The 25,854-nt window shown below is 61.6% G+C and carries 18 protein-coding genes; 11 read left to right on the forward strand and 7 right to left on the reverse strand.

Annotated features, from left to right (window positions below; translation table 11 throughout):
• Window positions 1-164: 164 nt before the first annotated feature.
• The 5 genes from accC to QK296_RS19625 all read right to left on the reverse strand — a co-directional run bounded on the left by accC (window position 165) and on the right by QK296_RS19625 (window position 6,466).
• The gene (accC, locus tag QK296_RS19605; RefSeq protein ID WP_003188188.1) at window positions 165-1,526 is read right to left on the reverse strand and encodes an acetyl-CoA carboxylase biotin carboxylase subunit; all 1,362 of its coding nucleotides are present in this window, start codon (window positions 1,524-1,526) and stop codon (window positions 165-167) included.
• A gap of 17 nt (window positions 1,527-1,543) precedes the next feature.
• Window positions 1,544-2,008: an acetyl-CoA carboxylase biotin carboxyl carrier protein gene (gene accB, locus QK296_RS19610; protein WP_003188191.1), complete on the reverse strand. Its 465-nt coding sequence runs from the start codon at window positions 2,006-2,008 to the stop codon at window positions 1,544-1,546.
• Window positions 2,009-2,032: 24 nt separating this feature from the next.
• Window positions 2,033-2,488, reverse strand: coding sequence for a type II 3-dehydroquinate dehydratase (gene aroQ / locus QK296_RS19615; RefSeq protein WP_003188192.1), 456 nt, complete (start codon window positions 2,486-2,488; stop codon window positions 2,033-2,035).
• Between the two features lie 292 nt (window positions 2,489-2,780).
• Entirely contained in the window at window positions 2,781-4,742 is a 1,962-nt protein-coding gene (locus QK296_RS19620) for a methyl-accepting chemotaxis protein (protein ID WP_282391206.1), read from the reverse strand.
• A gap of 53 nt (window positions 4,743-4,795) precedes the next feature.
• Window positions 4,796-6,466 (reverse strand): PleD family two-component system response regulator, encoded by a 1,671-nt coding sequence (locus QK296_RS19625; RefSeq protein WP_057709638.1) that lies wholly within the window; start codon window positions 6,464-6,466, stop codon window positions 4,796-4,798.
• Between the two features lie 298 nt (window positions 6,467-6,764).
• On the opposite strand from QK296_RS19625, the gene QK296_RS19630 reads away from it, so the two are divergent.
• From QK296_RS19630 to speA, 4 genes are all read left to right on the forward strand, one after another.
• Complete coding sequence (locus tag QK296_RS19630; RefSeq protein ID WP_003188197.1) at window positions 6,765-7,832, forward strand: DUF2333 family protein; 1,068 nt, start codon at window positions 6,765-6,767, stop codon at window positions 7,830-7,832.
• 2 nt (window positions 7,833-7,834) lie between these two features.
• Complete coding sequence (locus QK296_RS19635) at window positions 7,835-8,371, forward strand: NUDIX hydrolase (protein WP_034134796.1); 537 nt, start codon at window positions 7,835-7,837, stop codon at window positions 8,369-8,371.
• 182 nt (window positions 8,372-8,553) lie between these two features.
• On the forward strand, window positions 8,554-8,925 hold the full coding sequence (locus QK296_RS19640; protein ID WP_003188201.1) for a translation initiation factor Sui1: 372 nt from the start codon (window positions 8,554-8,556) through the stop codon (window positions 8,923-8,925).
• A 143-nt stretch (window positions 8,926-9,068) separates the two neighbouring features.
• Window positions 9,069-10,982, forward strand: a complete 1,914-nt coding sequence (speA, locus tag QK296_RS19645) for an arginine decarboxylase (RefSeq protein ID WP_003188203.1) — start codon at window positions 9,069-9,071, stop codon at window positions 10,980-10,982.
• A gap of 112 nt (window positions 10,983-11,094) precedes the next feature.
• On the opposite strand, the gene QK296_RS19650 is transcribed toward speA, so the two are convergent.
• Entirely contained in the window at window positions 11,095-12,438 is a 1,344-nt protein-coding gene (locus tag QK296_RS19650) for an MATE family efflux transporter (RefSeq protein WP_282391207.1), read from the reverse strand.
• Window positions 12,439-13,144: 706 nt separating this feature from the next.
• Here QK296_RS19650 and QK296_RS19655 point away from each other — a divergent pair.
• On the forward strand, window positions 13,145-18,040 hold the full coding sequence (locus QK296_RS19655) for an alpha-2-macroglobulin (protein WP_282391208.1): 4,896 nt from the start codon (window positions 13,145-13,147) through the stop codon (window positions 18,038-18,040).
• Between the two features lie 131 nt (window positions 18,041-18,171).
• Here QK296_RS19655 and QK296_RS19660 read toward each other — a convergent pair whose 3' ends face one another.
• Window positions 18,172-18,465 carry a hypothetical protein gene (locus tag QK296_RS19660; RefSeq protein WP_003188208.1) on the reverse strand — a complete coding sequence of 98 codons (294 nt, stop codon included), beginning with the start codon at window positions 18,463-18,465 and terminating at the stop codon, window positions 18,172-18,174.
• Window positions 18,466-18,689: 224 nt separating this feature from the next.
• Here QK296_RS19660 and pbpC point away from each other — a divergent pair, with 224 nt between their 5' ends.
• From pbpC to QK296_RS19690, 6 genes are all read left to right on the forward strand, one after another.
• Window positions 18,690-21,002: a peptidoglycan glycosyltransferase PbpC gene (gene pbpC, locus QK296_RS19665; protein ID WP_094775570.1), complete on the forward strand. Its 2,313-nt coding sequence runs from the start codon at window positions 18,690-18,692 to the stop codon at window positions 21,000-21,002.
• Between the two features lie 124 nt (window positions 21,003-21,126).
• Complete coding sequence (locus QK296_RS19670; protein WP_003188211.1) at window positions 21,127-21,435, forward strand: MazG-like family protein; 309 nt, start codon at window positions 21,127-21,129, stop codon at window positions 21,433-21,435.
• The gene (locus tag QK296_RS19675) at window positions 21,428-22,177 is read left to right on the forward strand and encodes a methyltransferase (RefSeq protein ID WP_003188212.1); all 750 of its coding nucleotides are present in this window, start codon (window positions 21,428-21,430) and stop codon (window positions 22,175-22,177) included. Before QK296_RS19670 ends, QK296_RS19675 begins: the two co-directional genes overlap by 8 nt.
• 22 nt (window positions 22,178-22,199) lie before the next feature.
• Window positions 22,200-22,802 carry a DUF4136 domain-containing protein gene (locus tag QK296_RS19680; protein WP_003188213.1) on the forward strand — a complete coding sequence of 201 codons (603 nt, stop codon included), beginning with the start codon at window positions 22,200-22,202 and terminating at the stop codon, window positions 22,800-22,802.
• Window positions 22,803-22,845: 43 nt separating this feature from the next.
• Window positions 22,846-23,403 carry a DUF4136 domain-containing protein gene (locus QK296_RS19685; protein WP_003188214.1) on the forward strand — a complete coding sequence of 186 codons (558 nt, stop codon included), beginning with the start codon at window positions 22,846-22,848 and terminating at the stop codon, window positions 23,401-23,403.
• A gap of 270 nt (window positions 23,404-23,673) precedes the next feature.
• Complete coding sequence (locus QK296_RS19690) at window positions 23,674-25,620, forward strand: pilus assembly protein TadG-related protein (RefSeq protein ID WP_282391209.1); 1,947 nt, start codon at window positions 23,674-23,676, stop codon at window positions 25,618-25,620.
• Window positions 25,621-25,854 lie beyond the last annotated feature (234 nt).

Genomic DNA, 25,854 nt, shown 5'->3' on the forward strand with positions numbered 1-25,854 from the left:
CACGCTCGGCGCGGGAATGCCGCCTCGGACGCTCCGCGTCCCGTTGTTAAGGCGTGGCGCGGAGCGCCACAAGAGGCGTCCCCACGCGGAGCGTGGGAACGATCAGGGGTCGGTGGCCCATAAACAACAAAACCGCCCGAAGGCGGTTTTGTTGGGTGGAGCACTTACTGGTTGGCCAGCTTGTGTTCCAGGTAGTGAATGTTCACACCACCTTCGCAGAAGCCTTCATCACGAACCAGGTCCCGATGCAGCGGGATGTTGGTCTTGATGCCGTCGACCACGATTTCGTCCAGGGCGTTGCGCATACGGGCCATGGCCTCGTCGCGGGTCGCGCCCCAGGTGATCAGCTTGCCGATCAGTGAGTCGTAGTTGGACGGAACCTTGTAGCCGCTGTACAGGTGCGAATCCACACGTACGCCGTTGCCGCCTGGCGCGTGGAAATGCTTGACCAGGCCAGGGCTTGGGATAAAGGTTTTCGGGTCTTCGGCGTTGATGCGGCACTCCAGGGAGTGGCCGTGCATCTTCACGTCGTCCTGGGTGAAGGACAGCACGTTGCCAGCGGCGATGCTCAGCATCTCCTTGACGATGTCGATACCGGTGACCATCTCCGATACCGGGTGCTCTACCTGCACGCGAGTGTTCATCTCGATGAAGTAGAAGCGGCCGTTCTCGTAGAGGAACTCGAAAGTACCGGCGCCACGGTAGTTGATGTCGATGCACGCCTTGACGCAGCGTGCCAGGACTTCCTGGCGGGCTTTCTCGTCCAGGCCCGGTGCCGGGGCTTCTTCCAATACCTTCTGGTGACGACGTTGCAGCGAGCAATCGCGGTCGCCCAGGTGGATGGCGTGGCCCTGGCCGTCGGACAGTACCTGGACTTCCACGTGACGTGGGTTGGTCAGGTACTTCTCCAGGTAGACCATCGGGTTGCCGAACCAGGCGCCCGCTTCGGAGCGGGTCTGCTTGGCGGCTTCGATCAGGTCTTCTTCCTTGTGCACCACGCGCATGCCGCGACCACCACCGCCACCGGCGGCCTTGATGATCACCGGGTAGCCGACTTCGCGACCAATGCGCAGAGCGGTTTCTTCGTCTTCAGGCAGTGGGCCGTCGGAGCCTGGAACGGTTGGCACGCCGGCCGCGATCATGGCGTCCTTGGCCGAGACCTTGTCGCCCATCAGGCGAATGGTTTCGGCTTTGGGGCCGATGAAGGCAAACCCGGATTTTTCCACTTGTTCGGCAAAATCGGCGTTTTCCGCGAGGAAGCCGTAGCCTGGGTGGATGCCATCAGCGCCGGTCACTTCTGCCGCGGCGATGATGTTCGAGACTTTCAGGTACGAGTTCGTGGCCAGTGGCGGGCCGATGCAGATGCTTTCGTCCGCCAGTTTCACGTGCATCAATTCGGTATCGGCCGTCGAGTAAACAGCGACGGTCTTGATGCCCTCTTCCTTACAGGCGCGCAGGATACGCAGCGCGATCTCGCCGCGGTTGGCGATCAGGACTTTTTGCAGTTTCTTCGCAGGTTTCAACATCGAAGGCGCTCCGCGGTTCAAACGATGGTGAACAGCGGCTGGTCGTACTCAACCGGCTGACCGTTTTCTACCAGGATGGATTCAATGACGCCGGCTTTTTCCGCGGTGATGTGGTTCATCATTTTCATCGCTTCAACGATGCAGATGGTGTCGCCCACTTTCACGGTCTTGCCCACTTCAACGAAGGCTGGCGAGGTCGGTGCCGGGGTGCGGTAGAAAGTACCGACCATTGGCGACTTGACCACGAAGCCATTCAGCGCAGGCGCGGCTGGGGCGGCAGGTGCAGCGGCGGCAGCAGGCGCGGCAGCCGGAGCAGCAGCGGCTGGAGCCGGTGCTTGCATCTGTGGCGCGTAGAACTGTTGGGCCGGGGTCTTGCTGTGACGGCTGATCCGTACGGACTCTTCGCCTTCCTTGATTTCCAGCTCGTCGATACCGGATTCTTCCAGCAGTTCGATCAGTTTCTTAACTTTACGGATATCCATGAATCATCAACTCCCAAGGGTCGGTCAGGGGCGTTTAGCCTGTTCTTCAATGTGTTCCAGGGCGGCCTCCAGGGCCAGTCGGTAACCGCTGGCGCCAAGGCCGCAGATCACTCCTACCGCTACGTCGGAGAAGTAAGAGTGATGGCGGAAAGCTTCGCGTTTGTGCACGTTCGATAAATGCACTTCGATGAATGGGATGCTCACCGCCAGCAACGCGTCACGTAATGCAACGCTTGTGTGCGTAAAAGCGGCGGGATTGATCAGAATAAAGTCCACGCCTTCGCCGCGCGCGGCATGGATGCGATCAATCAATTCATACTCGGCATTGCTTTGCAGGTAGAGCAAATGGTGGCCGGCTTCACGGGCCCTTTTTTCCAGGTCGAGGTTGATCTGGTCGAGGGTCACTGCCCCGTAGACGCCCGGTTCACGGGTGCCGAGCAGGTTCAGGTTGGGTCCGTGAAGAACCAGTAAGGTCGCCATTGGCTGTTCCTTGTTATTGGTGTGGGTGCGTCAGAACCCGGCGACTATGCCGCAAAGCCTTTGTGACTGTCCAGTTCTATGCAGTAGCCGGCACGATTAGCGAGGATTGCGCAAAATTTGTGACTGGGAGCCGGCATTTGGTCAGTGTGGGAGCTGATCGTGCCCACGCTCCGCGTGGGCACGCATCCAGTGATGCTCTGCGTCACGGCTTTAAAGCGGGACGCGGAGCGTCTGGGGCGACATTCCCACGCGGAGCGTGGGAACGATCAGCCAGCTCCCACATTGGATCGGGTCAGACGCGGAAGGCTTGCACGGCGGTAGTAAGCTGCCCGCCCAGCACCAGCAGGTGTTCGCCCTGGCTGCGACCCTGGCCAATACGCAGCAAATTATCCTCACCCAATTGATGAATCCGCTCACTGTTGTCGCGTATCTCGCTCACGGCGCCACTCTGTTGCGCGGTCACATCGGCAATGCGTACGGCGGTATCCGAGATGGTCTGGATCGCCCCGACGATCTCATCCAGCGCGCCATCCGCCGCCTGGGCTTGCTGGGCGGTGGCTTCGGCGTGTTCGACCTGGGCGCGCATGCCTTCTACCGACTGGTGCGCGGCGGTTTGCAGGCCGGCGATCAGGCCCTGGATTTCGGCGGTGGCGCCGGCGGTACGCTGTGCCAGGGAGCGCACCTCGTCGGCCACCACGGCGAAACCACGCCCTGCCTCACCGGCGCGGGCGGCTTCGATGGCGGCGTTGAGCGCAAGCAGGTTGGTCTGGTCGGCAATCGAGCGAATCACCGTGAGCACGCCGCCGATGGTGGCGGACTCTTCGGCAAGTTTCTCGATCATCTGCGCGTTTTGCTGCACTTCGCCCACCAGCGCATGCAGCCCGGTGAGGCTCAGGCCGATCACGCGCTGGCCTTGCTCCACGGCTTGGCCCGCACTGCGGCTGGCTCCGGCTGCCTGGCTGGCATCCCCGGCAACTTGCTGGATGGTGGCTTCCAGCTCGCCCAGGGAATCACGGATTTGCGCGGTGTCGCCGGCCTGGCGTTCGGCGCTGTCGTGCAGGCCGCTGCTCAGTTCGGCCAGGGCGCGGCTGCTGCCCGCCACTTCTTCGGCATTGCCACGGATGGTGCCGACCAGGTCCACCAGGTAGGCGCGCAGGCGGTTAAGGGAGGCCTCGATATCGTGCAGCTCGCGGTTGGTCTTGCCTAAGTCAATCGGTTGGCTGAAGTCGCCTTCGGCCCAGGTCGACAAGGCCGGCGCCAGGTTGGTCAGCACGCGCGCCAGGCGGCGCTGCAGGGTGTCGACCAGCAATGCGATCAGCAGGATCAGGCCAATCATCACACCCTGCATCACGCGTACTTCACCCTGAATCTTCGCGTGTTGCGCGCGCACCACGGGTTCGAGGCCGGCGATGGCGTGTTGCACGTTGGTGATTTTTAGGTGGGTGCTGGCGGCGAGGTCGGCGCGTTGCTGGATCTGCTCGCGGGTGCGCTGCAACTCGGCGGGGTAGCGGGTCAACAGGCTGTTGAGTTCGCGCTTGAGGTCGACGCCAGTGTCCTGGGCTTCGGTTTTTTCGGTGTTTTCCAGGCCCATCAGCGCGGAAAAATCGTCGGTGTTGGATTCTGCGCTGGCCTTTATTCCCAATAAGGGCAGTTGCCCGAGCAGGTCGGCCTGGGTTCTCAGGTTGGTCACTTCGCGCTCGACATCCGCAGCCAACTCGGCGCGCCTGCTGCTGACCAGCTTGTCGCGGGCCAGAGACAGCTTGCCCAGGTGCTGTGAGGCGGCGAGCAATGGCGGCATATAGCGCGCAGCCTCCGCAGAATTGACGCCGCTGGCGTACTGGGTCAGTTGTTCCAGGTTCGCGCCCAGTTCTCGTTCGGCTTGCAGCAACAGGGCTTGCGGGTCGCCAGCCAATTTACCGGCGGCCAACAGGTCGGTCTTGCTGAAGGTCTCCAACTCCGCGAGGCTGGGCCGCAGGCTTTGCGCCAATTCGGGCGGCAGTTCGCCCAGTTGCAGCTGCAGGCTTTCCAGGCTCTGGGTGGCACTGCTCAGGCGCAGGGCATCGCCGCTGGCCAAGTAGTCCTCGATGTTACGAGCAGCCTGGTTTTGAAAGATCTGGGACAAGCCGAGGTAGCGCTCCATCAACAAGTACGGGCGCTCCAGCGCCCGTTGCGACCACCACAGCGTCGCCCCGAGGGCCAGGCACACGGCCACCAGCAGAAGGGTATTGAGATTGGTCAGCAGCTTCAGGCGCATGCGGGGTTTCAACCGACGGCAAGAGATAAGCGCCTGAATTTATTGCGTTTGTATTACAGCGTTATGACCGAATCGGTGGATTCTGGTGAAAAGATGGCACTTTGCTTTGATGTGCGAGCGGCTTGCACGCGGTTGCGTCCGGCGTCCTTGGCGCGGTACAGCGCTTCGTCAGCCTGGGCGGCCATCATTAAGCTGTCGGAACCGTCGCACAGCTCCACCAGGCCGGCGCTGAAGGTGCACCACAAATCCTGCGGTTGGGCGGGGTAGTGGATTTCTGCAAAGCGCCGACGAATGTCGTCCAGCACCTTGCAGGCCGATTCCAGGTCGGTGTCGGGCATCACGATGGCGAACTCTTCACCGCCGTAGCGGCCGATGTAATCGGTCTTGCGCAAACGCTGCTTGAGAAACAGTGCCAGGCTCTTGATCACCCGGTCGCCCATAGGGTGGCCGTGGCTGTCATTGACACGCTTGAAGTGGTCGATATCGAGCATGGCAAAGCTAAGAGGCTTGTTCTCGCGGCGGGCGCGGAAGCTGCAATCTTCGAGCAGTTGCAGGATATGTGTGTGGTTGTAAAGCCCGGTCAGGCTGTCGCGCACCATCCGTGCCTTCAGGTTGCGTGCACGCGACGCACGGTTGCGCACGGTGGTGATCAGGTGACGCGGCTTGATCGGTTTGGTGAGGAAATCGTCACCGCCCTCGCTCATCGCATCCAGCTGCTTATCCAGGTCGTCTTCAGCCGACAGGTAGATGATGGGCACGCTGACGTAGCGGTCGTTATGGCGAATCACCTTGGCCAGTTCGGTGCCGGTACAGGCAGGCATGTACATGTCGAGGATGATCAGGTCGGGCTGGAAATCCGCCAGCTCGGCCATGGCCTGGATCGGTTCGATCAAGGTGCGGGTGACAATGCCGGCACTGTTGAGCAGGCGTTCGGTGTGCAGCGCCTGGGCCCGCGAATCGTCGATGATCAGCACTTTGTACGGTTCGTACTGGGCCGCGCAGGTCAGCACTTCGATCTTTTCCAGCAGGCTTGAGGCTTCCAAGGTGCCGGTCAGAAACTCTTCGCCACCGGCGCGCACGGCGGCCAGGCGCGTCGGGGTGTCGGTTTCGTGCAGGCTGAAAAACAACAGTGGCAGCTTGTGCTCCAGGCCTTCTTGGGCTTCTGCGGCGAGCTTCAGGCCCAGCCCCGTGCCGCAGAAGTCCACGTCCATCACGATCGCCGACGGCAATCGCTCGGTCATGGCCGCGCGAAAGGCGGCGACGCTGTCCAGAGCGTGGGCGCTCATGCCAAAGAATTCGAGCTGCTTGGCCAGGCGCTCGGCGCGGTCATGGTCGGCGAGCATCACGTAGATCGGCTTGCGCATCGGCGGCAGGAAGGTTTGCTCAAGCTGATCGCCCTGGCGCAGGCCGGTGCGGGACAGGCGTTGCATCAAACGGTTGAGCTCGGTGATCAGTTGGCTGCTCAGGCGGCCACGGTTCTCATCCACTGCTTGCAGGGATTCACTGATATGCCGTGCCAGTTGCGTGTGTTCGGGCTGTTCGAAGCGTTCGGCGAAGCGCTGCAGGCGCAGGTTGGCTTCGCTGAGTTCGGAAAAGTCGGCGTTCGACCACTCGCTGCGCTGCAGGCGCTGCCAGATCTCAAGAATTTGACGTGCCTGATGAATTACCCGCTGGGCAAAGTGCTGCTTGAGACGCTCGCGGCTGGGGTCTTCTGACTCGGTCATATCCTGACTACTGTGAGGGTGCATGCTGAGGTCGACTGATGGCGCTATGCTAGCACCTCTTTTCTGATAGATGAGTGTCATACGTCAATTAAGTCTGCATGCCTGAGATTCAGTTATTGACCGGCTGGTCGCCCAGCGTGAAAGGTGTGCATCCTTTATAGTCCAAGCGGCCCGGTGCGCCACTTTCGTGTAAAAGCCCCGCACCGACGGGCACGATGGGGTAGGGTTGTGGTCGGAGTGTCTGAACGCACCCGGACAATTGACGTGCATGAACTCAAGTGATTGAAAGGATATCGCCATGCTGGACTGGAAAAACCGTGAAGGCAGTGCCAAAGGCCCCGCCCCTGAGCCCAAGTCGGCCAACCGCAGCTATTTTCGCAACTTGCTGATGAGCCGGGCTTTGCTCAGCATCATCGGCCTGTACCTGCTGGTCACCGGTGGCCTGGGTTGGTACTGGAGCCAGGAGCCGGCGCTGTTTCCGGTGCAGCAAAATGCCCAGCTTGCCGCCGAGAAGGAAGGCAAGCAGATGGTGGTCGGCTATACCACCGTCGAAACCCTCAAGACCGTGGTCGGCACCTTGCTGAACAAACCGGGCGGTTATATTTCCAACGACCGTTTCCCGCCGGGCTTGTGGATGGACAACATGCCAAGCTGGGAATACGGCGTGCTGGTGCAGGTGCGTGACCTCACTCGTGCCCTGCGTAAAGACTTTGCTCGCTCCCAGTCGCAGTCGGCTGAAGACGCTGACTTGGCCAAGGCCGAGCCGCGCTTCAACTTCGATAACAAGAGCTGGGTGCTGCCTTCCAGTGAGTCGGAATACCAGGAAGGCATCAATTCCCTGAGCCGCTACGAAGCGCGCCTGTCTGACCCGAACCAGCGCGGCGCGCTGTTTTATGCGCGTGCCGACAACCTCAACAACTGGCTGGGCGATGTGGCCACCCGTTTGGGTTCGCTGTCCCAGCGCCTGTCGGCCAGTGTGGGCCGGGTCAAGCTGAACACTGCGCTGAAAACTGAGGCGCTGGCGCCGGGTGAAGTGCCCCAGGTCGATGAAGAAGTGGTGGAGACCCCATGGATGCAGATCGACAACGTGTTCTACGAAGCGCGCGGCCAGGCGTGGGCCCTGTCCCATCTGTTGCGTGCCATCGAAGTCGATTTTGCCGACGTACTGGCCAAGAAAAACGCCACCGTCAGCGTGCGCCAGATCATTCGTGAGCTAGAGGCCTCGCAGGAACCGGTATGGAGTCCTATGATTCTTAACGGCAGTGGCTTCGGTGTACTGGCGAACCATTCGCTGGTGATGGCCAACTACATTTCCCGGGCAAACGCTGCAGTGATCGACTTGCGTCAGCTCCTCAACCAGGGTTGATGATGGACGCTACTCAAAAGGAGGCCGCACACCGAGCGGCTTCCGATGCTGAACTGATCTGCTGGGTCGACGAGCAGGACCACCTGCTCGGCCACCTGGTCAGGTCTGACCTGCGCCAGCGCGGCTTGATCGGCCGTTGCACCTTTATCTTCCTGTTCAATTCCAGAGGCGAGCTGTGTGTGCACCGGCGCACGCTGAGCAAGGCGTTGTATCCAGGATATTGGGATACGGCGGCGGGTGGGATGGTGGCCAAAGGTGAGAGTTATGCCGTTTCGGCAGCCCGCGAGCTGGAAGAGGAGTTGGGCGTCAGCGGTGTGCCCTTGACCGAACATGACCATTTCTATTTTGAGGATGGCGACAGTCGGCTTTGGTGCAAATCCTACTCCGCCCTCTGGGACGGCCCCCTGCGCCTGCAGCCCGAGGAGGTCATGGAAGCGCGGTTTTTAAGCATCGAAATCATCCAGCAGGAGGCCGAACAAAAGCCCTACTGCCCGGACGCCCAGGAAGGGTTGCGGCGCTATCTGGCCTCGCGTCGCTAAAGTTGCAAAAAATGGCGCCATTTGGCTCTTAGCAAGTCGGCTTTTTGCCGTTACACTGCGCGCCTTTTCACCCGAACCACATTAGCGGTTCGGTAGCGCTGCCCCTGCCTGAGTGGGGCTTCGCGGTCGGTCACCGCCTTGTGTGGCGCCGATCAGTCTTCATCCTCCCAAGAGGATTGCCGGTGGCCAAAAAAGCCGCATCCTTCGCCGCCCTTGGTGGCCTGGTATTTTCCACCGACGCAGGTCGACACTGTCCGGACTGTCGTCAGCCCGTGGATTCGTGCACCTGCAAACAGACCCTGATCCCCGAAGGCGACGGTATTGCCCGCGTGCGTCGCGAGAGCAAAGGCCGTGGCGGCAAGACGGTGACCACCATCACCGGCGTGCCCCTGGCTGAAGAGGCCCTGAAGGAACTGGCCACCTCGCTGAAAAAGCGCTGTGGCACCGGTGGCGCGTTGAAAGACGGGGTCATCGAGATCCAGGGCGATCACGTCGAGTTGCTGTTGGCCGAGCTGATCAAGCTCGGGTACAAGGCCAAGAAGTCCGGCGGCTGAAAGCCTCTTCCCAACCTGTGGCTAAACTCTGTCCTGCCAGTGGGGTCTACTTCCCTTGCAGGCAAATCGTCATTTTCATTCTTTAGACTGCGCCAGCCTCGAACGAGAGGTGGCGCCTTCGCCTTCATTTATAGGGGACTTCGATGTCCGTACGACGCACACGCAAAGACGATGGCAGCCAATGGACAGTTGCGGACAGCCGCAGTGTTTACGGGATTCGCCATTGGGGGGCCGGGTATTTCGCGATCAATGAAGCCGGTCGCGTAGAAGTTCGTCCGAACGGCCCGAACAGCACGCCCGTCGACTTGTACGAGCAAGTCGACGAGTTGCGCAAAAGCGGCCTGTCGTTGCCGCTGCTGGTGCGCTTCCCCGATATCCTGCAAGACCGCGTGCGCCAATTGACTGGTGCCTTCGATGCCAACATCGAGCGCCTGGAATACCAGAGCAAGTACACCGCGCTGTACCCGATCAAGGTGAACCAGCAGGAAGCGGTGATCGAGAACATCATTGCCACCCAGAACGTCTCCATCGGCCTGGAAGCCGGCTCCAAGCCTGAGCTGCTGGCCGTGTTGGCCTTGGCGCCGAAGGGCGGCACCATCGTCTGCAACGGTTATAAAGATCGTGAGTTCATCCGCCTGGCGCTGATGGGCCAGAAGCTCGGCCACAACGTGTTCATCGTGATCGAGAAAGAGTCTGAGGTAGGGCTGGTGATCGAAGAGGCGGCGAGCCTCAAGGTCAAGCCGCAGGTGGGCCTGCGTGTGCGCCTGTCGTCCCTGGCATCGAGCAAGTGGGCAGACACCGGTGGCGAGAAATCCAAATTCGGTCTGTCGGCGGCGCAGTTGCTGTCGGTGGTCGAGCGCTTCCGCGCGGCCGGCCTGGACCAGGGCATCCGCTTGCTGCACTTTCACATGGGCTCGCAAATCGCCAACCTGGCTGACTACCAGCACGGGTTCAAGGAAGCCATTCGTTACTACGGCGAACTGCGCAACCTCGGCCTGCCGGTGGACCACATCGACGTCGGCGGTGGCCTGGGCGTGGACTACGACGGTACCCACTCGCGCAACGCCAGTTCGATCAACTACGACATGGACGACTACGCCGGCGTGGTGGTGGGCATGCTCAAGGAATTCTGCGACGCGCAGAGCCTGCCGCACCCGAACATCTTCTCAGAAAGCGGCCGCTCCCTGACCGCTCACCACGCCATGCTGGTGGTGCAGGTGACTGACGTCGAGAAGCACAATGACGAAATCCCGACCATCGAAAACAAGGAAAGCCTGCCCGAAACCGTGCAATGGCTGGTGGACCTGCTCGGCCCGACCGACATCGAGATGGTCACCGAAACCTACTGGCGCGCCACCCACTACATGAGCGACGTGGCGGCCCAGTACGCCGACGGCAAGCTGACCCTGGCGGAAAAAGCCCTGGCCGAACAGTGCTACTTCGCGGTGTGCCGCCGCCTGCACAACTCGTTGAAAGCCCGCCAGCGTTCGCACCGCCAGGTGCTGGACGAACTCAACGACAAGCTGGCCGACAAGTACATCTGCAACTTCTCGGTGTTCCAGAGCTTGCCGGATACCTGGGCCATCGGCCAGGTGCTGCCTATCCTGCCGCTGCACCGCCTCGACGAAGAGCCGCTGCGCCGCGCCGTGCTGCAAGACTTGACCTGCGACTCCGACGGCAAGATCAAGCAATACGTCGACGAGCAGAGCATCGAAACCAGCCTGCCGGTGCACGGCTTGAACGAAGGCGAGGACTACCTGCTGGGTATCTTCCTGGTCGGCGCCTATCAGGAAATCCTGGGCGACATGCACAACCTGTTCGGTGATACCGACTCGGTGAACATCTACCAGCGTGAAGACGGTTCGGTGTACAGCGCCGGGATCGAGACCCACGACACCATCGAAGACATGCTGCGCTATGTGCACTTGTCGCCGGAGGAGTTGATGACGCATTACCGTGACAAGTGCGCCAGTGCGAAGATCTCGGCCTCGGAGCGCACCCAGTTCCTGGATGCGTTGCGCCTGGGCCTGACGCGTTCTTCGTACCTGTCCTCGTAATAAAAATGTGGGAGCGGGCTTGCCCGCGATGGCGGAGTGTCAGGCAACCGTTAGGGGGCTGACCCACCGCCATCGCAGGCAAGCCAGCTCCCACATTTGGGTCTGCGTTCCTTCAGTTCCCGCCCAGCCACAGCCCTTGCCGATTCAAGTGCCAGGCAATTGCCCACAGCGTCAGGCTGCGCACCGCCATGAACAGCAGGAAGGTGATCCACAATCCGTGGTTACCCATGTCCTGCAACGCCAAGGCAATCGGCAGTACCAGCAGCACCGTCAGCAACATCCCATTGCGCATCTCCCGCGCGCGCGTTGCGCCGATAAACAAGCCATCGAGCAAATAACTCCACACCGCAATCAACGGCAATACCGCAAGGTAGGGCAGGTAGATATCGGCGGTTTCGCGCACGCTGGGGATATCGGTTTGCATGGCGATAAATAGATGGCCGCCGAAGGTGAACAGCAGGGCGAAGCCGATGCTGGCGATCAGTGACCAACCGCAGGCCACGACTAATGAGCGACGCAACGCCTGCCGGTCACGGGCGCCGATGGCGTGGCCGCAGAGGGCTTCGACCGCGTGGGCCAAGCCATCCAATGCGTGAGCCGTCAGTAACAGGCCGTTAAGCAGCAGCGCATTGGCTGCCACGGTGGCATCGCCCAACCTTGCGCCTTGCACGGTGATCATGAAAAACACCGACTGCAACGCCAGGCTGCGGATGAAGATGTCGCGGTTGACCGCCAGCAACGGGCGCCAGCTTTGCCACAGTTTCAACGCGGCCCAGGCGATATGCCCCGGATAGGCGCGCAGGGCTTTTTGCGTGAGCGCCAGGCCGAGCAGGGCGCCGGTCCATTCCGCGATCACCGAGGCACGGGCGGAGCCGACCACGCCCCAGTCCAGGCCAATTACAAACCACAGGTTAAGCGCAATGTTGACCAGGTTGGTGGTCAGCAGAATCGCCAACGGCGCCCGCGCATTCTGAGTGCCGAGGAACCAGCCGACCAGCGCATAGCTGGCGAGGGCGGCGGGCAGGCCGAACAGACGGGTGTGGAAAAACTCGCGGGTCAGTTGGTTCAGTTCTGGCGAAGGCTGCATCCATTCCAGGGCCAGATGGCTCAAGGGAATGCCCGCGGTGCCCAGCAGCATCGCCAGGCCCAGCGCCAGCAACAAGCCTTGCAACAGGATCTGCCGCAACGCCGCGCCATCGTTGCGCCCGGCGGCTTGGGCGGCGAAGCCGGTGGAGCCCATGCGCAGGAAGCCCATGGCCCAGGCGAGGAAGGTATACAGGCTGGCACCGACAGCCACGGCGCCCAGTTGGTGGGCGTGGGGCAGGTGGCCGATGACCATGCTGTCCACCAGGGCCACCAACGGCACCGAGATATTCGACAGGATCATCGGCGCGGCCAGGGCCCAGACGCGGCGATGGGTGGGGCGGTGGCGCCAGTCGGTCAATAAGGTGGACATGCAGTCTCCTTCGGGGGAGCGGCATTGTACCCGGCCAATGTGGGAGCTGGCTTGCCTGCGATGGCGGCCTCCCAGCCGACGCCTATTTACCTGACACCCTTCGATCCTACTGTGGGAGCGGGCTTGCTCGCGAAGGCGGCCTGGCAGGCGACACAGTTGGATTGGGTATATATCCATTGCTGCGGTAACGGCTACTTAGGGTTCCGCCTGACGGCGGGTCACTTTGGAAAAGAGCCCCAAAGTAACCAAAGGGCTCTTGCCCCACCACTCGGCACCTCGCCTAGGCTCGGTGTGCCCGTAATCCGCCAGTGATTTGGGGGGCCGCCGCCACGCGCCATCCATGGCGCGGGGCGGCTAAACCGGCATCCCTGCCGGTTTACCCCCCAAATCCCTGTCGAATTCCGGCCAGCGTGGTTTGACGGGGCGCTTAAGATCAAGATCAAAAGCAGATCAAGAGCAGATCAAGAGCGGCTCGCTTCGCATCGTGGTTACCGTCGGGTGCTACAGGCTGCAAAGTTGTGTGGATAGACAAGCCAGTTGCTCCCACATGTTGATCTTGATCGCCAATGGTTGTGGGATTTGGCTCGGCTTCATGCCTACCTAGAACCAACCGCCCCTCCGTCGGTCAATGTGACCGGCACCGCAGCGGCTTGGTCGGCGCTGATATATAGTTCACCCCTCGGTTCCCTCTGACTATGAGTGCCCCATGCTTAACAAAGGACTGTTCCTGGCCTGCGCGCTGGCCCTGCTGAGCGCTTGCGATTCTTCCGATAAACCCGCTGCACCGCCTGCGCCCACCGTGGCGGCAGCGCCGAAGCCGGTGAAAGCCGCGGTAGATGTGGCAGCGCTCAAGCAGCGTTATGCCGGGCGTGAGCTGAGCGTGGTGGACGTGTCCGAGGTGCAGTTGGACGGGGCCAGCACCTTGTCGGTGAGTTTTTCCATCCCCTTGGACCCCGATCAGAAATTCGCCGACAAGCTGCACTTGGTAGACAGCAAGTCCGGCAAGGTCGATGGCGCCTGGGAACTGTCCGATAACCTGATGGAATTGCGCCTGCGCCACCTTGAACCGCAGCGCAAACTGGTGCTGACCGTGGACGCCGGGGTGAAGGCGGTCAACGGCAACACCCTCGCCGCCGAATACAGCGCCCGCCTGGAAACCCGCGACCTGCAAGCCACCGTCGGCTTCGCCAGCCGTGGCACCCTGTTGCCGACGCGCCTGGCCGAGGGCCTGCCGGTGATCGCGTTGAATGTCGACAAGGTCGACGTGGAATTCTTTCGGATCAAACCCGAATCCCTGCCGTCGTTCCTGGCGCAGTGGGGGCGTAATACCAGCCTGCAAAGCTATGAGTCCCGTGAACTGCTGCCAATGGCCGAACTGGTGTACGGCGGGCGTTTCGACCTGAACCCGGCGCGCAATACCCGCGAAACCCTGTTGCTACCGATTGCCGGCCTCAAGCAGTTGCAGCAGCCGGGCGTGTACCTGGCGGTGATGCGCGCTTCGGGCACCTACAACTATTCGCAACCGGCCACCCTGTTCACCTTGAGTGATATCGGCCTATCCGTGCACCGCTATGCCAATCGCCTGGATGTGTTTACCCAGGCCCTGGAAGGCGGCAAGGCACTGAACGGCGTCGAACTGGAAATCCTCGATGCCGAAGGGCGCGTGCTCGGCCAGGGCAAGACCGAGGACGGTGGCCACGCCGAGTTGCCGCTGCCGAAAAAAGCCCAGGTGTTACTGGCCAAGCAGGGCGAGCAAACCAGCCTGCTGCGCCTGGACAGCGCCGCGCTGGACCTGGCCGAGTTCGATATCGGCGGGCAACCGTCCCACCCATTGCAATTTTTTGTGTTCGGCCCACGTGACCTGTATCGCCCCGGCGAAACTGTGTTGCTCAACGCACTGTTGCGTGACAAGGATGGCAAGGCGGTGAAGCCTCAGCCAGTGAGCGTCGAAGTGCGGCGCCCGGATGAACAGGTAAGTCGCAAGTTCGTGTGGGAGGCCGACGCGTCGGGCCTGTATCAATACCCGTTGCAACTGGCTGGCGAAGCGCCGACCGGGCGTTGGCAGTTGGTGTTCGACCTCGGTGACGGCAAACCGCAACTCTATGAATTCCTCGTCGAAGACTTCCTGCCCGAGCGCCTGGCGCTGGAACTCAAGGGCAGTGACACGGCGTTGAGCCCGGCGGATAACCCGGTCATCCAGGTCAACGGCCGTTACCTCTACGGCGCGCCCGCATCCGGTAACCGCGTCAGTGGCCAGGTGTATGTGCGCCCGCTGCGTGAGGCGGTCAAATCCCTGCCGGGCTACCAGTTCGGTTCCGTCACCGAAGAAGAGTTGAGCCAGGATTTCGAACTGGACGAAAGCGTACTCGACGCCAATGGCGAGCAAGCGCTGACCCTGGAAAGCAAGTGGGCCGAGGCCAAGTCGCCGCTGCAATTGATCGTGCAAGCCAGCCTGCAGGAGTCCGGCGGGCGGCCGATCACCCGGCGCCTGGTGCAGCCGATCTGGCCGGCCGAGCAATTGCCGGGCCTGCGCGGGCTGTTTGACGGCAAGGAAACCAACGGCGATGGCCCGGTGGAATTCGAAGTGCTGGTGGCCAACCAGGACGGTCAGAAACTGGCCGCACAAGACCTCAAGGTGCGCCTGGTGCGTGAGCGCCGCGACTACTACTGGAACTACTCGGAGAATGACGGCTGGAGCTACCACTACAACGAGAAATTCCTCAACCTCGATGAGCAGAGCCTGAACATCAAGGCGGGCGACACCGCCAAGGTCAGCTTCCAGGTGGAGTGGGGCCCTTACCGTGTGGAGGTTGAAGACCCGCACACCGGGCTGGTCAGCAGCCTGCGTTTCTGGGCCGGCTACCAGGCTCAGGACAACACCGAAGGCGGCGCCGTGCGCCCCGACCAGGTCAAGCTAGCCTTGGACAAACCCGCCTATGGTGATGGCGACACCGCCAACGTCACCGTCACGCCACCGGCAGCCGGTAAAGGCTACCTGTTGGTGGAGTCTGCCGAAGGGCCGCTGTGGTGGCAGGAAATCGACGTGCCGGCCGAAGGCAAAAGCTTTGCGGTGAAGCTCGACCCGAAATGGTCGCGCCATGATCTGTATGTGAGCGCCCTGGTCATTCGCCCCGGCGAGCGCAAAGCCAACATCACGCCTAAACGCGCCGTGGGCTTGCTGCACCTGCCACTGGATCGCACCCAGCGCAAACTCGGCCTGACCCTCACCGCGCCAGAAAAAATGCGCCCCAAACAACCACTGACGGTGAAGATCGCCGCCAAAAACGCCGATGGCAGTGTGCCTCAACAGGTGCACGTACTGCTGGCGGCGGTGGACGTGGGCATCCTCAATATCACCGAATACCCAACGCCCGATCCCTACGCCAGCCTGTTCGGCCGCAAAGCCTATGGGGTCGACCAGTTCGACATCTATGGGCAACTGATCGAAGCCGGCCAGGGCCGCCTGGCCAGCCTGGCATTTGGTGGCGACGCGGCGTTGGCCAAAGGCGGCAAGCGTCCGGACACCAGCGTAACCATCGTCGCCCTGCAAAGCGCCCCGGTGACCTTGAACGAGAAAGGCGAGGGCGAAGTCAGCGTCAATATCCCCGACTTCAACGGCGAACTGCGCCTGATGGCCCAAGCCTGGAGCGAGGATCGCTACGGTATGGCCGAAGGCAAGACCGTGATTGCTGCCCCGCTGATTGCCGAATTGTCGGCACCGCGCTTTCTGGCGGGAGGCGACCAGACCACCTTGGCCCTGGACCTCTCCAACCTGTCGGGCAAGGCCCAGAAGCTCGATGTGCAATTGACCGCGCAAGGTCAGTTGCAGTTGGTCAACAGCGGCGCGCAGTCGGTTGAACTCAAGCAAGGCCAGCGCACCACGTTGCGTATTCCGGTACAAGCCTGGGGCGGGCTCGGCCAGGGCAAGGTCACGGTCACCGTCAACGGCCTGGACTTGCCGGGTGAAAACCTGCCGCCGTTCAGCCGCGAATGGACCTTGGGCGTACGCCCGGCGTACCCGGCCTTGCTCAAGCATTACCGTGCCGTGCTCAAGGATCAGCCGTGGAGCTTGCCGTCGGGTGCACTGGATCAATTCGATGCATCGGGACGTGAGGCGTTGTTGAGCCTGTCGAGCCGGCCGCCGTTGAACCTGGGCGCGCAGATCAGTGCACTCAAGGCGTACCCCTACGGTTGCCTGGAGCAAACCGCCAGTGGCTTGTACCCATCGCTGTACGCCGACGACGCGCTGCTCAAGCGCCTGAGCATCAAGGGCGAGCCGGATGCCGAGCGCAAGCGCAAGATCGAGTTGGGCATCGAGCGCCTGTTGGGCATGCAGCGCTACAACGGCAGCTTCGGTTTGTGGGGCGCCGATGGCGAGGAAGAATATTGGCTGACTGCCTATGTCACTGACTTCCTGCTGCGCGCCCGCGACCAGGGTTTTGCCGTCCCGCCTGAAGCCTTGAAGAAGGCCAGCGAGCGCCTGTTGCGGTATGTGCAGGAACGTAACCTGATCGAGGTGGATTACAGCGACAACGCTGAACACACCCGGTTTGCCGTGCAGGCGTATGCCGGCATGGTGTTGGCGCGCAGTCAGCAGGCGCCGTTGGGTGCGTTGCGCAGTCTGTTCGAACGGCGCAGCGATGCACGCTCCGGCTTGCCGCTGGTGCAGTTGGCCATTGCCCTGCAGAAAATGGGTGACCAGCCACGCGCGGATCAGGCGTTGGTGGCCGGCTTGGCGGCGCAGCGCAATGCCAATGAGTGGCTGGCCGACTACGGCAGCCCGTTGCGCGACCAGGCGATGATCCTGGCGTTGCTGGAGGAGAACGACTTGGCCAAGGGCCAGCGCGAGGAGCGTTTGTTCACCCTGTCTGACCAATTGGCGGCCAGCCCGTACCTGTCTACCCAGGAGCGTAATTCGCTGTTCCTGGCCGGGCGCCTCGGGTTCGCCAAGCCGGAAACGAACTGGCAAGTGTCGCTCACCGGCAGCGGCGGTGTGCGTGAGTTGAACAACCAGCAATCGACGTTGCAATTGGACGGCGCACCGCTCTCCAGCGACCTGGCCTTGAGCAATCAGGGTGAAGCGCCGGTGTACCAACAATTGACGGTTTCGGGTTATCCACAAGTGCCGCCAGCGGCCGGTGGCAACAACCTGAGTATCCGCCGCGAATACCTGGGCATGAACGGCCAGCCGTTGAACCTGCGTAACCTCAACAGCGGTGATCTGGTACTGGTGCACTTGGCGGTCAGCGCCAAGCAACGCGTACCGGATGCTCTGGTGGTTGACCTGTTGCCTGCCGGCCTGGAACTGGAAAACCAGAACCTGGCCCAAAGCGCGGCGAGCCTTGAGAACGCCAGCAGCCAAGTGAAAGAGTGGCGTGAGTCGATGCAGAATGCCTCGCTCAAGCACCAGGAGTTCAGGGACGATCGCTACGTGGCAGCGATGAATCTGGATGGCTATGGCACCACGCACTTGCTGTACCTGGCGCGTGCGGTGACACCGGGAACTTACCGCGTGCCGCCGCCGCAGGTGGAGTCGATGTATCGGCCGAACTGGCAGGCAGTGGGTGAGACGCCAGTGGATATGGTGATCAAGGGCCGCTGAAAGCCACTGTAGGAGCGAGCTTGCTCGCGAAAAACGTCAACGATAACGCGGGTTTCCTGGATTAACGCGGCGTCTGTGAGTTTTTCGCGAGCAAGCTCGCTCCTACAGAGGAGAATCGAGTGGTTGTAATGTCAGTGTACGACCCAGCTCAGCAACCACAGCCCCAGCATCAGCCAGATGATCCCGACGATAATCGAGGCCCGCATAAAGGCGCGTACCGCCGAGTAAAGGAACAGCAGGCCGACGATCAGGGTGATGATGCTGATGATCGACGTGTCCATGCCCAAGGTGCGTGACAAACCGTCGATAAAGTTGCCGCCGGCGTGGGTCAAGGCCCCGAACAAACCGCTGAGGCCGTCGACGATAAAGCGGATGACGGAGCCGAGCGCCTGGCCCAACCATTCGAAAAAGCTTTCTACCTGCATGTGCGTGTCCTGATGAGAAGGTGGGCGTAACTGTGCCTTTGGTTGTCGATAACGCAGGCGAGTTCCCTGCAAGCATAGAGGTTTGCCCGTTTGAGTTTTAGTTTAATCACCTGCGGATGTACTCAGTCCAATGTGGGAGCGGGCTTGCTCGCGAAGGCGGCGTGCCGGTGACATCTCTGCCAACTGACCCACCGCGTTCGCGAGCAAGCCCGCTCCCACAGTTATTGCGCTGGGCGTTGGGTTGTGTGGCGTTGGTAATACTGCTGCTGTGGGGCGCCGATCGCATTTGGCCCTTACCCCTGCCCCAGGACGACCTGGCCCGGGTGGTGCTGGCCGAAGATGGCACACCCCTGTGGCGATTTGCCGATGCCAATGGCGTATGGCGCTATCCGGTACACACTAGCGAAGTTTCGCCTTATTACCTCGACGCGCTGCTCACCTATGAAGACCGTTGGTTCTACCAGCACCCCGGCGTAAACCCGTTGGCGCTGGTGCGTGCGACCTGGCAAAACCTGAGCGGCGCGCGCGTGGTCTCCGGCGGCAGCACCTTGTCGATGCAAGTGGCGCGCCTGCTCGACCCGCACTCACGCACCCTGCACGGCAAGTTACGCCAGCTGTGGCGTACCGCGCAGTTGGAGTGGCACCTGTCCAAGGACGAAATCCTCAACCTGTACCTGAACCGCGCGCCTTTCGGCGGCACGCTGCAGGGCGTGGCGGCGGCGAGTTGGGCCTACCTGGGCAAGTCGCCGTCACAGCTGACCCACGCCGAAGCCGCGTTGCTCGCGGTGTTGCCGCAGGCGCCGAGCCGTTTGCGCCCGGACCGTCATCCGCAGCGCGCCCAGGAGGCCCGCGACAAAGTGCTGCGCCGCTTGGCCGAGTTTCAGGTATGGCCGCAATCGGCGGTTGATGAAGCGCTGGAAGAGCCCCTGTTGCTCGCCCCACGTCTGGAGCCAAGCCTGGCGCCCTTGCTGGCACGCCGCCTGAACCGCCCCGACAGCCCGCCGCTGATCCGCACCACCCTGGATGCCACTCTGCAACGTCGTCTCGAAGACCTGCTGCTGGGCTGGCGCGCGCGCCTGCCGGAGCACACCTCGGCGGCCATCCTGGTGGTGGAAGAAGAAAGCATGGCGGTACGTGCCTACCTGGGGTCGGTGGATATCAACGACACCAAGCGCTTTGGCCATGTGGACATGATCAGCGCGCTGCGCTCGCCCGGTTCCACCTTGAAACCTTTTCTCTACGGCATGGCGTTGGATGACGGCCTGATCCACTCCGAATCGCTGTTACAGGACGTGCCTCGACGTTATGGCGATTACCGCCCAGGCAACTTTTCCATGGGCTTTACCGGGGCGGTGCCGGCGAGCACGGCGTTGTCCAGCTCGTTGAACCTGCCGGCGGTGCAATTGCTGGAAGCCTACGGGCCCAAGCGCTTTGCCGCACAGATGCGCATCGGTGGCATGCCGTTGGCGTTGCCGGCGTTGGCCGAGCCGAACCTGGCGCTGATCCTCGGCGGCGCGGGCAGTCGCCTGGAAGATCTGGTGAGCGGCTACAGCGCCCTGGCCCGCGATGGCAAGAGCGCCACCCTGCGGTTACAGCCGGACGATACGCTCAGGGAGCGGCCGTTGCTGTCGCCCGGCGCCGCATGGATTGTGCGGCGCATCCTCAGCGGCCAGGCGCGGCCCGACCGCGACCCGCGTGCCGAGCTTGTCCAACGCCCGGTGCTGGCGTGGAAAACCGGTACCAGCTATGGCTTCCGTGATGCCTGGGCGATTGGCGTGGGCCCGCGTTATCTGATCGGCGTCTGGATCGGCCGGCCCGATGGCACGCCGGTACCGGGGCAGTTCGGCCTGGCGTCGGCAGCGCCGTTGATGTTGCAGGTGCATGACGTGCTGACCAACCGCGACAGCCAGCGCGGCATCAGTGCGCCGGTCAAACCGGTGCCGGCCAATATCGGCGTGGCGGCGATCTGTTGGCCGCTGGGCCAGCCCATGAGCCGCAGCGATCCCAATTGCCGCCGCCAGCGTTTTGCCTGGACTCTGGATAACACCACGCCGCCGACCTTGCAGGCATTGGATCAACCTTTGAGCGTGGGCTTGATGGAAAGCATCTGGGTTAACGCCAAAGGCTTGCGGGTCGATGCCCATTGCCCTGGGGCAACCCCCCAAAATATTGCCCTGTGGCCGGCGCCGCTGGAGCCCTGGTTGCCAAGGATTGAACGCCGTGAAGCACGCATCCCGGCGGCTGACCCGGATTGCCCGCCACCGGCGCTGGCCGCGTCATCGCCGTTGTCCATCGTGGGGGTACGCGAGGGCGATCAATTGCGTCTGCCCGCTGCCAGTCAACAAGCCTTGCGCCTGAAAATCTCCGCTCTGGGCGGCAGTGGTCGGCGTTGGTGGTTTCTCAACGGCGCGCCGTTGGGCGACAGCGCCAATCAGGACAGCATCAATGCCAGTTTTGAACGGCTGGGCCGCTATCAGCTCAGTGTATTGGATGAAGCCGGTCAAACCGCCAGGCTCGAATTCAGCGTTGTCGACTGATCGCTGATCGTTCCCACGCTCTGCGTGGGAACGCCGCCTGGGACGCTCCGCGTCCCGACATCCACGCAGGCGACGCGAAGCGTGGGAATGATCGGGTAAGCTATACCCATTCAGGAGCCCCCGCATGAACCTCGAACACCTCACCGAACGCCTGCACCGCATCCGCGATACCAATGACTGGAAGCAGTTTCACAGCCCGAAAAACCTGGCCATGGCTGCCAGCGTGGAAATGGCCGAGCTGGTGGAAATCTTCCAATGGCTCACCGAAGACCAATCCCGCCAACTGCCCGCCGATAAACTCGCCCATGCGGGCCAGGAGGTCGGTGATATCGTTCTGTACCTGCTGTTGCTGTGCAGTGAGCTGGGCCTGGATATGAACGAAGTGGTGCGCGCCAAACTGGCCGATAGCGAACGGCGGTTTGCCCATGAGTGATCGTCATTTCGACCAGTTGGCCACGCGCTTTGCCGAAAAGATCTACGGCGGCGCCAAGGGCGCGATTCGCTTGGCGGTGCTCCAGGCCGACCTGGTAGAAGCCTTGCCGCAACGCCCATTGCGCGTGCTGGATATCGGTGCTGGCCTGGGGCATATGTCGCTGTGGCTGGCCGAGCAGGGCCACGAGGTGACCCTGGCCGAACCCGCCGCGCCGATGCTTGAAGGTGCGCGCCAGCGCTTCGCTGACGCGGGCCAAAGCGCGACCTTTATTCATGCACCGTGGCAGGACTTGCTCGGCCAGCTCACCGAGCCTTACGATCTGGTGCTGTGCCATGCCGTGCTGGAGTGGTTGGCCGAGCCCCACGCCATCCTGCCAGTGCTGCACCAACTGACGCTGCCGGGTGGCTGGTTGTCCCTGGCGTTCTACAACCGTGATGCGTTGATCTATCGCAACCTGCTCAAAGGCCACTTTCGCAAAATGCGCAAGAACGACATGGCCGGCGAAAAGCAGAGCCTGACGCCGCAACAACCCCTGGACCCACGGGAATTGGCGGCGCAACTTGAAGGGTTGTGGCAGGTCGAAAGCCAAAGTGGCGTACGGGTGTTCCACGACTATATGCCGGTGGAATTCCAGGCGCGCGCCAACCTGCAGGACTTGTTGGAGATGGAACTCGCTCACCGTCGTCACCCAAGCTTTGCCGGGCTTGGGCGATATTTGCACTGGATCTGCCGCCCGGTTTAAGCGGCCAGCGTGGGAGGTCGACATGCGTCGTCTCGGTTTAATTCTGTTGTCTCTAGGCCTTGGGGCGTGCTCGAGCCCCAACCCTTACGTCGCCAGTTCGGCGCCGATGCCGCCGGCGCCCGCCCAGGCGGCCACCACCTTTGATGCCAGCGCCTACCCTGCGCCGGTACGCGACTACGGCGCCTACCGCAGTTGGGGCTGGCTCAACGGCCAGTTGCCGGCGGGCACGGCCTGGGCCGATTCGGCGCAGATTGCCGAGGCGGTCAGCGGCGCGCTCGACCAGCGCGGCTTGCGCCCCTTGCATGACAAGCGCGCGCCCGACCTGCTGGTGAGCGCCGATGTACGCCTGGAAAAACGCCTGCGCCAGGTCCAGGACGATTATGGTTACGGATACGGCGGCTATAACCGTTATGGCAACGGCTATGGCATGTACAACAGCGTGCCGGTGGTGCGTACCTATGAAGTGACAGTGGCCGTGGCGCGTATCAGCCTGTTCGATGCGCGCACCCGCCAGCCGGTGTGGAGCACCAGCGCCGAAACCACCAGCCAGGGCAGCCTGAGCGAACGTGCCGATAGCTTGCGCAAGGCGATGCAGAAGGCAATGGCTGCCTATCCGCCCAGTTAGCAGCTATTCTCATTACAGGCCCACGTTGTTTTTGGAGAACACCATGCTTCGTCGCATCGCTGCACTTGCTGTTGTCATGTTGCTGGGCGGTTGCCAGAGCAACCAGGTCAACCATGATTTCGACGCCAGCCGAGACTTCGGCGCTTACCGCAATTGGGCCTGGAAAGACCCGGCGTTGCAGTACCGTCCCGATGACCCGCGGATCAAGAGCGACCTCACCGAGCAACGCATCCGCCAGGCCGTGGGCGAACAGCTGGATCAACGCGGTTTGCGTCCTGCGGCGGCGGGCACCAAGGCTGACTTGAATGTACAGGCCTACCTGATCGTCGAAGACCGCCAGCAGCAAGTCACCACCAACTATGGCGGTGCCTGGGGCGGCCCGTGGAATGGTTACTGGGGCGCGCCGATGTACAACGAAACGCGCAACATCACCTACAAAGTGGCGACCATCCAGCTCGACCTGCTCGACGGCAAGGACGGCAAGCTGGTGTGGCGCGGCAGCGACGAACAAATGATGGCCAGCACGCCCAACCCCGAGGACCGTAACAAGGCCATCCGCAGCACCGTAACCAAGATCCTTTCCAACTACCCGCCGCGCTGATCACCCCCTGTCACTCCTGTGGGAGCGGGCTTGCTCGCGAAAGCGGTGTGTCAGTCACTGCTTCAGTGACTGACACACCGCTTTCGCAGGCAAGCCAGCTCCCACATTTGATCTTCAGTGTTTTGAGCATAGCGTTCGCTTAGCTGAGTTGTATTAGGGTGCCGACATTCAGGGCATCTCCGCCAGTCGCCAATGTGGCGAGTTGCCAGCAACCTGCCGAAGCCTTGTCTACACTCCAGTGCAACGGAGAGTTAGCGCAGGAGTGCTTCGATGTCTCCCCGATTCGGCTCCAGGCAGCGTGGTGCAATTGGCTTGATGGCGGCAGGCACCTTGGCCTTGGCCCTGGTGTTCACGTTGCTGGCGGTCGATAGCGGGCGCTTGTATTTGGAAAAGCGCAAGTTGCAGTCCGTCGCCGATACTTCGGCGTTGGAAGCGGCCGGTCTGGGCGGCCAGTGCGGTACCAACACCACCGCCAACGCCTATGCCACACAAAATGCCGCGCGCAACGGTTTTGTGGTCGGTAATGGCAACACCCTGGCGGTGACGTGCGGCACCCTGGCGACCAATGCCCTCAACACCCGCGTATTTAGCGCCGATGCCACCAAGAGCGACGCGATCCGCGTGGTGGCCTCGCGCACCGTCCTGACCAGCATTGCCAATGGCCTGTGGAACCTGTTCAGCGGCGCGCCGATCACCCCGCAAATCAACTTGAGCGCCACGGCCGTCGCGGCGACACCGCCGCCCGTGGCGCAGCTGTCGATCCGCAGCAGTCTGGCCAGCGTCGATTCAGGCAAATCCCCACTGCTCAACCTGGTCATCGGCAACCTGCTCGGCGGCAACCTGTCGCTCACGGCGGCGGGTTGGAACGGCTTGCTGCAGACCAACGTCAACCTGCTCAGTTACCTGGACCAACTGGCGATCAACCTGAACGTGAAGGCCGGTGACTACGATGCCTTGCTCAGTACCGCAGTCTCCGCGACTCAACTGATTGACGCTGCGGTGAAGGTCTTGCAGAAAAACGGCGCGGCGGCCACGGCGGTCATCAATGATGTGATTTCGATTCAAGCCATTGCGCCGAACAGCAAGCTGTTGACCGTGGGCGACCTGATCGACATCGCCACAGGCACGCCGACGGCGGCGCTGAACAGCAATGTGCAGTTGTTTCAACTGCTGGAAGCGGTGGCGCAGTTGTCCAGTAGTAAGAATGCGGTGAGTGCGGCGGCGCAACTGAACATTCCATTGGTAGGCAACGTTTCGATCCAGACTAAAGTAATTGAGCCGCCGCAGTTGTCGGCGATTGGCAATCCGTTGCTGGCCAAGGAGGGTTTGAAAAAAAGCCCGCCGACCGATCAGATTTTTGTACGTACTGCGCAAGTGCGGACTTTAGTGTCTGTTCAACTGCCCGTGCTGAACGGTATCAATGGATTGACGTCTGCGGTCTCCGCCATAACGACGCCGGTGACCGGTGTCGTGAATAACTTGCTGCATTTGAACTTGGTAAGCCTGCTGGATCCACTTTTGTGCCTGATTGTGAAGCCTTGTGATCACACAGACGTTCAGTTGTTGAGCGGCCTTGATATCTATATCGAGGTCGCTAGCGCGAGAAGCTATGTCAAAGATTTTAATTGTGCGAGTAGTGCGGCGAAGTCATTGACTGTCCGGGTTGAGACAGCGGTCGCGGATGTTTCGGTGGGAAAAGTGGACCCGGCAAAGGCTTTTTCCTCAGCCACGATAGTTGATGTAGAACCAGTAGCACTTATTGATATCGGTGTGCAGACATGCAAAGGAATATTCGGCTGTGGGCCACGTAAAGCAGGAGTGGGTGGGAGCTTATTGTTAACGGTCGGTCACGCAGAGCTCGGCGGGGGGGGGCAAGACTTGTTGATTTCTCCTGTCAACGACATGAATTTGGTCCCCACCTATAAGCCTGTTCCTCCCACCACAGAGGTGGTCAAAGGTCTAGTCAACACATTGGGTGCGGTCCAGGTGAGTTACGCTCCCCCACCTGGTAGTACCCCGAGCGGAATATTGCCGGCAGTCTCGGGGTTACTCACCACTATTACCAACACGTTGGTAGCGGCGATCAAGAACGTATTGTCGCCGGTACTCGACCCCATCGTGGATACTCTGTTGAGCGCCTTGGGCATCAACCTGGGCAACGCCGAAGTCGGTGCCAACCTTACCTGCCATATGGGCCGGGCTTATCTGGTGATTTAGCTGACCCCCACGAGCTCCAAATGTGGAAGCTGGCTTGCCTGCGATGGCTGCCTGCCAGCCGACACCTATCTACCTGACCCCCCGTGATCCAACTGTGGGAGCTGGCTTGCCTGCGATAGCGGCCTGCCAGTCGACACAGTTATACCGAGTACATATCCATTGCTGCGGTAACGGCCACCTAGGGTTCCGCTCTGACAGCGGGTCACTTTTGGAAGGACCCAAAAGTAACCAAAA

Origin of the sequence: Pseudomonas sp. AL10, assembly GCF_029960685.1 — a bacterium.
GTDB lineage: Bacteria > Pseudomonadota > Gammaproteobacteria > Pseudomonadales > Pseudomonadaceae > Aquipseudomonas > Aquipseudomonas lactis.

Excerpts from the sequence above, each read along its gene's own strand:
- accC (WP_003188188.1), bottom strand. The coding sequence starts at position 1,526 with ATGTTGAAACCTGCGAAGAAACTGCAAAAAGTCCTGATCGCCAACCGC.
- accB (WP_003188191.1), bottom strand. The coding sequence starts at position 2,008 with ATGGATATCCGTAAAGTTAAGAAACTGATCGAACTGCTGGAAGAATCC.
- aroQ (WP_003188192.1), bottom strand. The coding sequence starts at position 2,488 with ATGGCGACCTTACTGGTTCTTCACGGACCCAACCTGAACCTGCTCGGC.
- QK296_RS19620 (WP_282391206.1), bottom strand. The coding sequence starts at position 4,742 with ATGCGCCTGAAGCTGCTGACCAATCTCAATACCCTTCTGCTGGTGGCC.
- QK296_RS19625 (WP_057709638.1), bottom strand. The coding sequence starts at position 6,466 with ATGACCGAGTCAGAAGACCCCAGCCGCGAGCGTCTCAAGCAGCACTTT.
- QK296_RS19630 (WP_003188197.1), top strand. The coding sequence starts at position 6,765 with ATGCTGGACTGGAAAAACCGTGAAGGCAGTGCCAAAGGCCCCGCCCCT.
- QK296_RS19635 (WP_034134796.1), top strand. The coding sequence starts at position 7,835 with ATGGACGCTACTCAAAAGGAGGCCGCACACCGAGCGGCTTCCGATGCT.
- speA (WP_003188203.1), top strand. The coding sequence starts at position 9,069 with ATGTCCGTACGACGCACACGCAAAGACGATGGCAGCCAATGGACAGTT.
- QK296_RS19650 (WP_282391207.1), bottom strand. The coding sequence starts at position 12,438 with ATGTCCACCTTATTGACCGACTGGCGCCACCGCCCCACCCATCGCCGC.
- QK296_RS19655 (WP_282391208.1), top strand. The coding sequence starts at position 13,145 with ATGCTTAACAAAGGACTGTTCCTGGCCTGCGCGCTGGCCCTGCTGAGC.
- QK296_RS19660 (WP_003188208.1), bottom strand. The coding sequence starts at position 18,465 with ATGCAGGTAGAAAGCTTTTTCGAATGGTTGGGCCAGGCGCTCGGCTCC.
- QK296_RS19670 (WP_003188211.1), top strand. The coding sequence starts at position 21,127 with ATGAACCTCGAACACCTCACCGAACGCCTGCACCGCATCCGCGATACC.
- QK296_RS19675 (WP_003188212.1), top strand. The coding sequence starts at position 21,428 with ATGAGTGATCGTCATTTCGACCAGTTGGCCACGCGCTTTGCCGAAAAG.
- QK296_RS19680 (WP_003188213.1), top strand. The coding sequence starts at position 22,200 with ATGCGTCGTCTCGGTTTAATTCTGTTGTCTCTAGGCCTTGGGGCGTGC.
- QK296_RS19685 (WP_003188214.1), top strand. The coding sequence starts at position 22,846 with ATGCTTCGTCGCATCGCTGCACTTGCTGTTGTCATGTTGCTGGGCGGT.
- QK296_RS19690 (WP_282391209.1), top strand. The coding sequence starts at position 23,674 with ATGTCTCCCCGATTCGGCTCCAGGCAGCGTGGTGCAATTGGCTTGATG.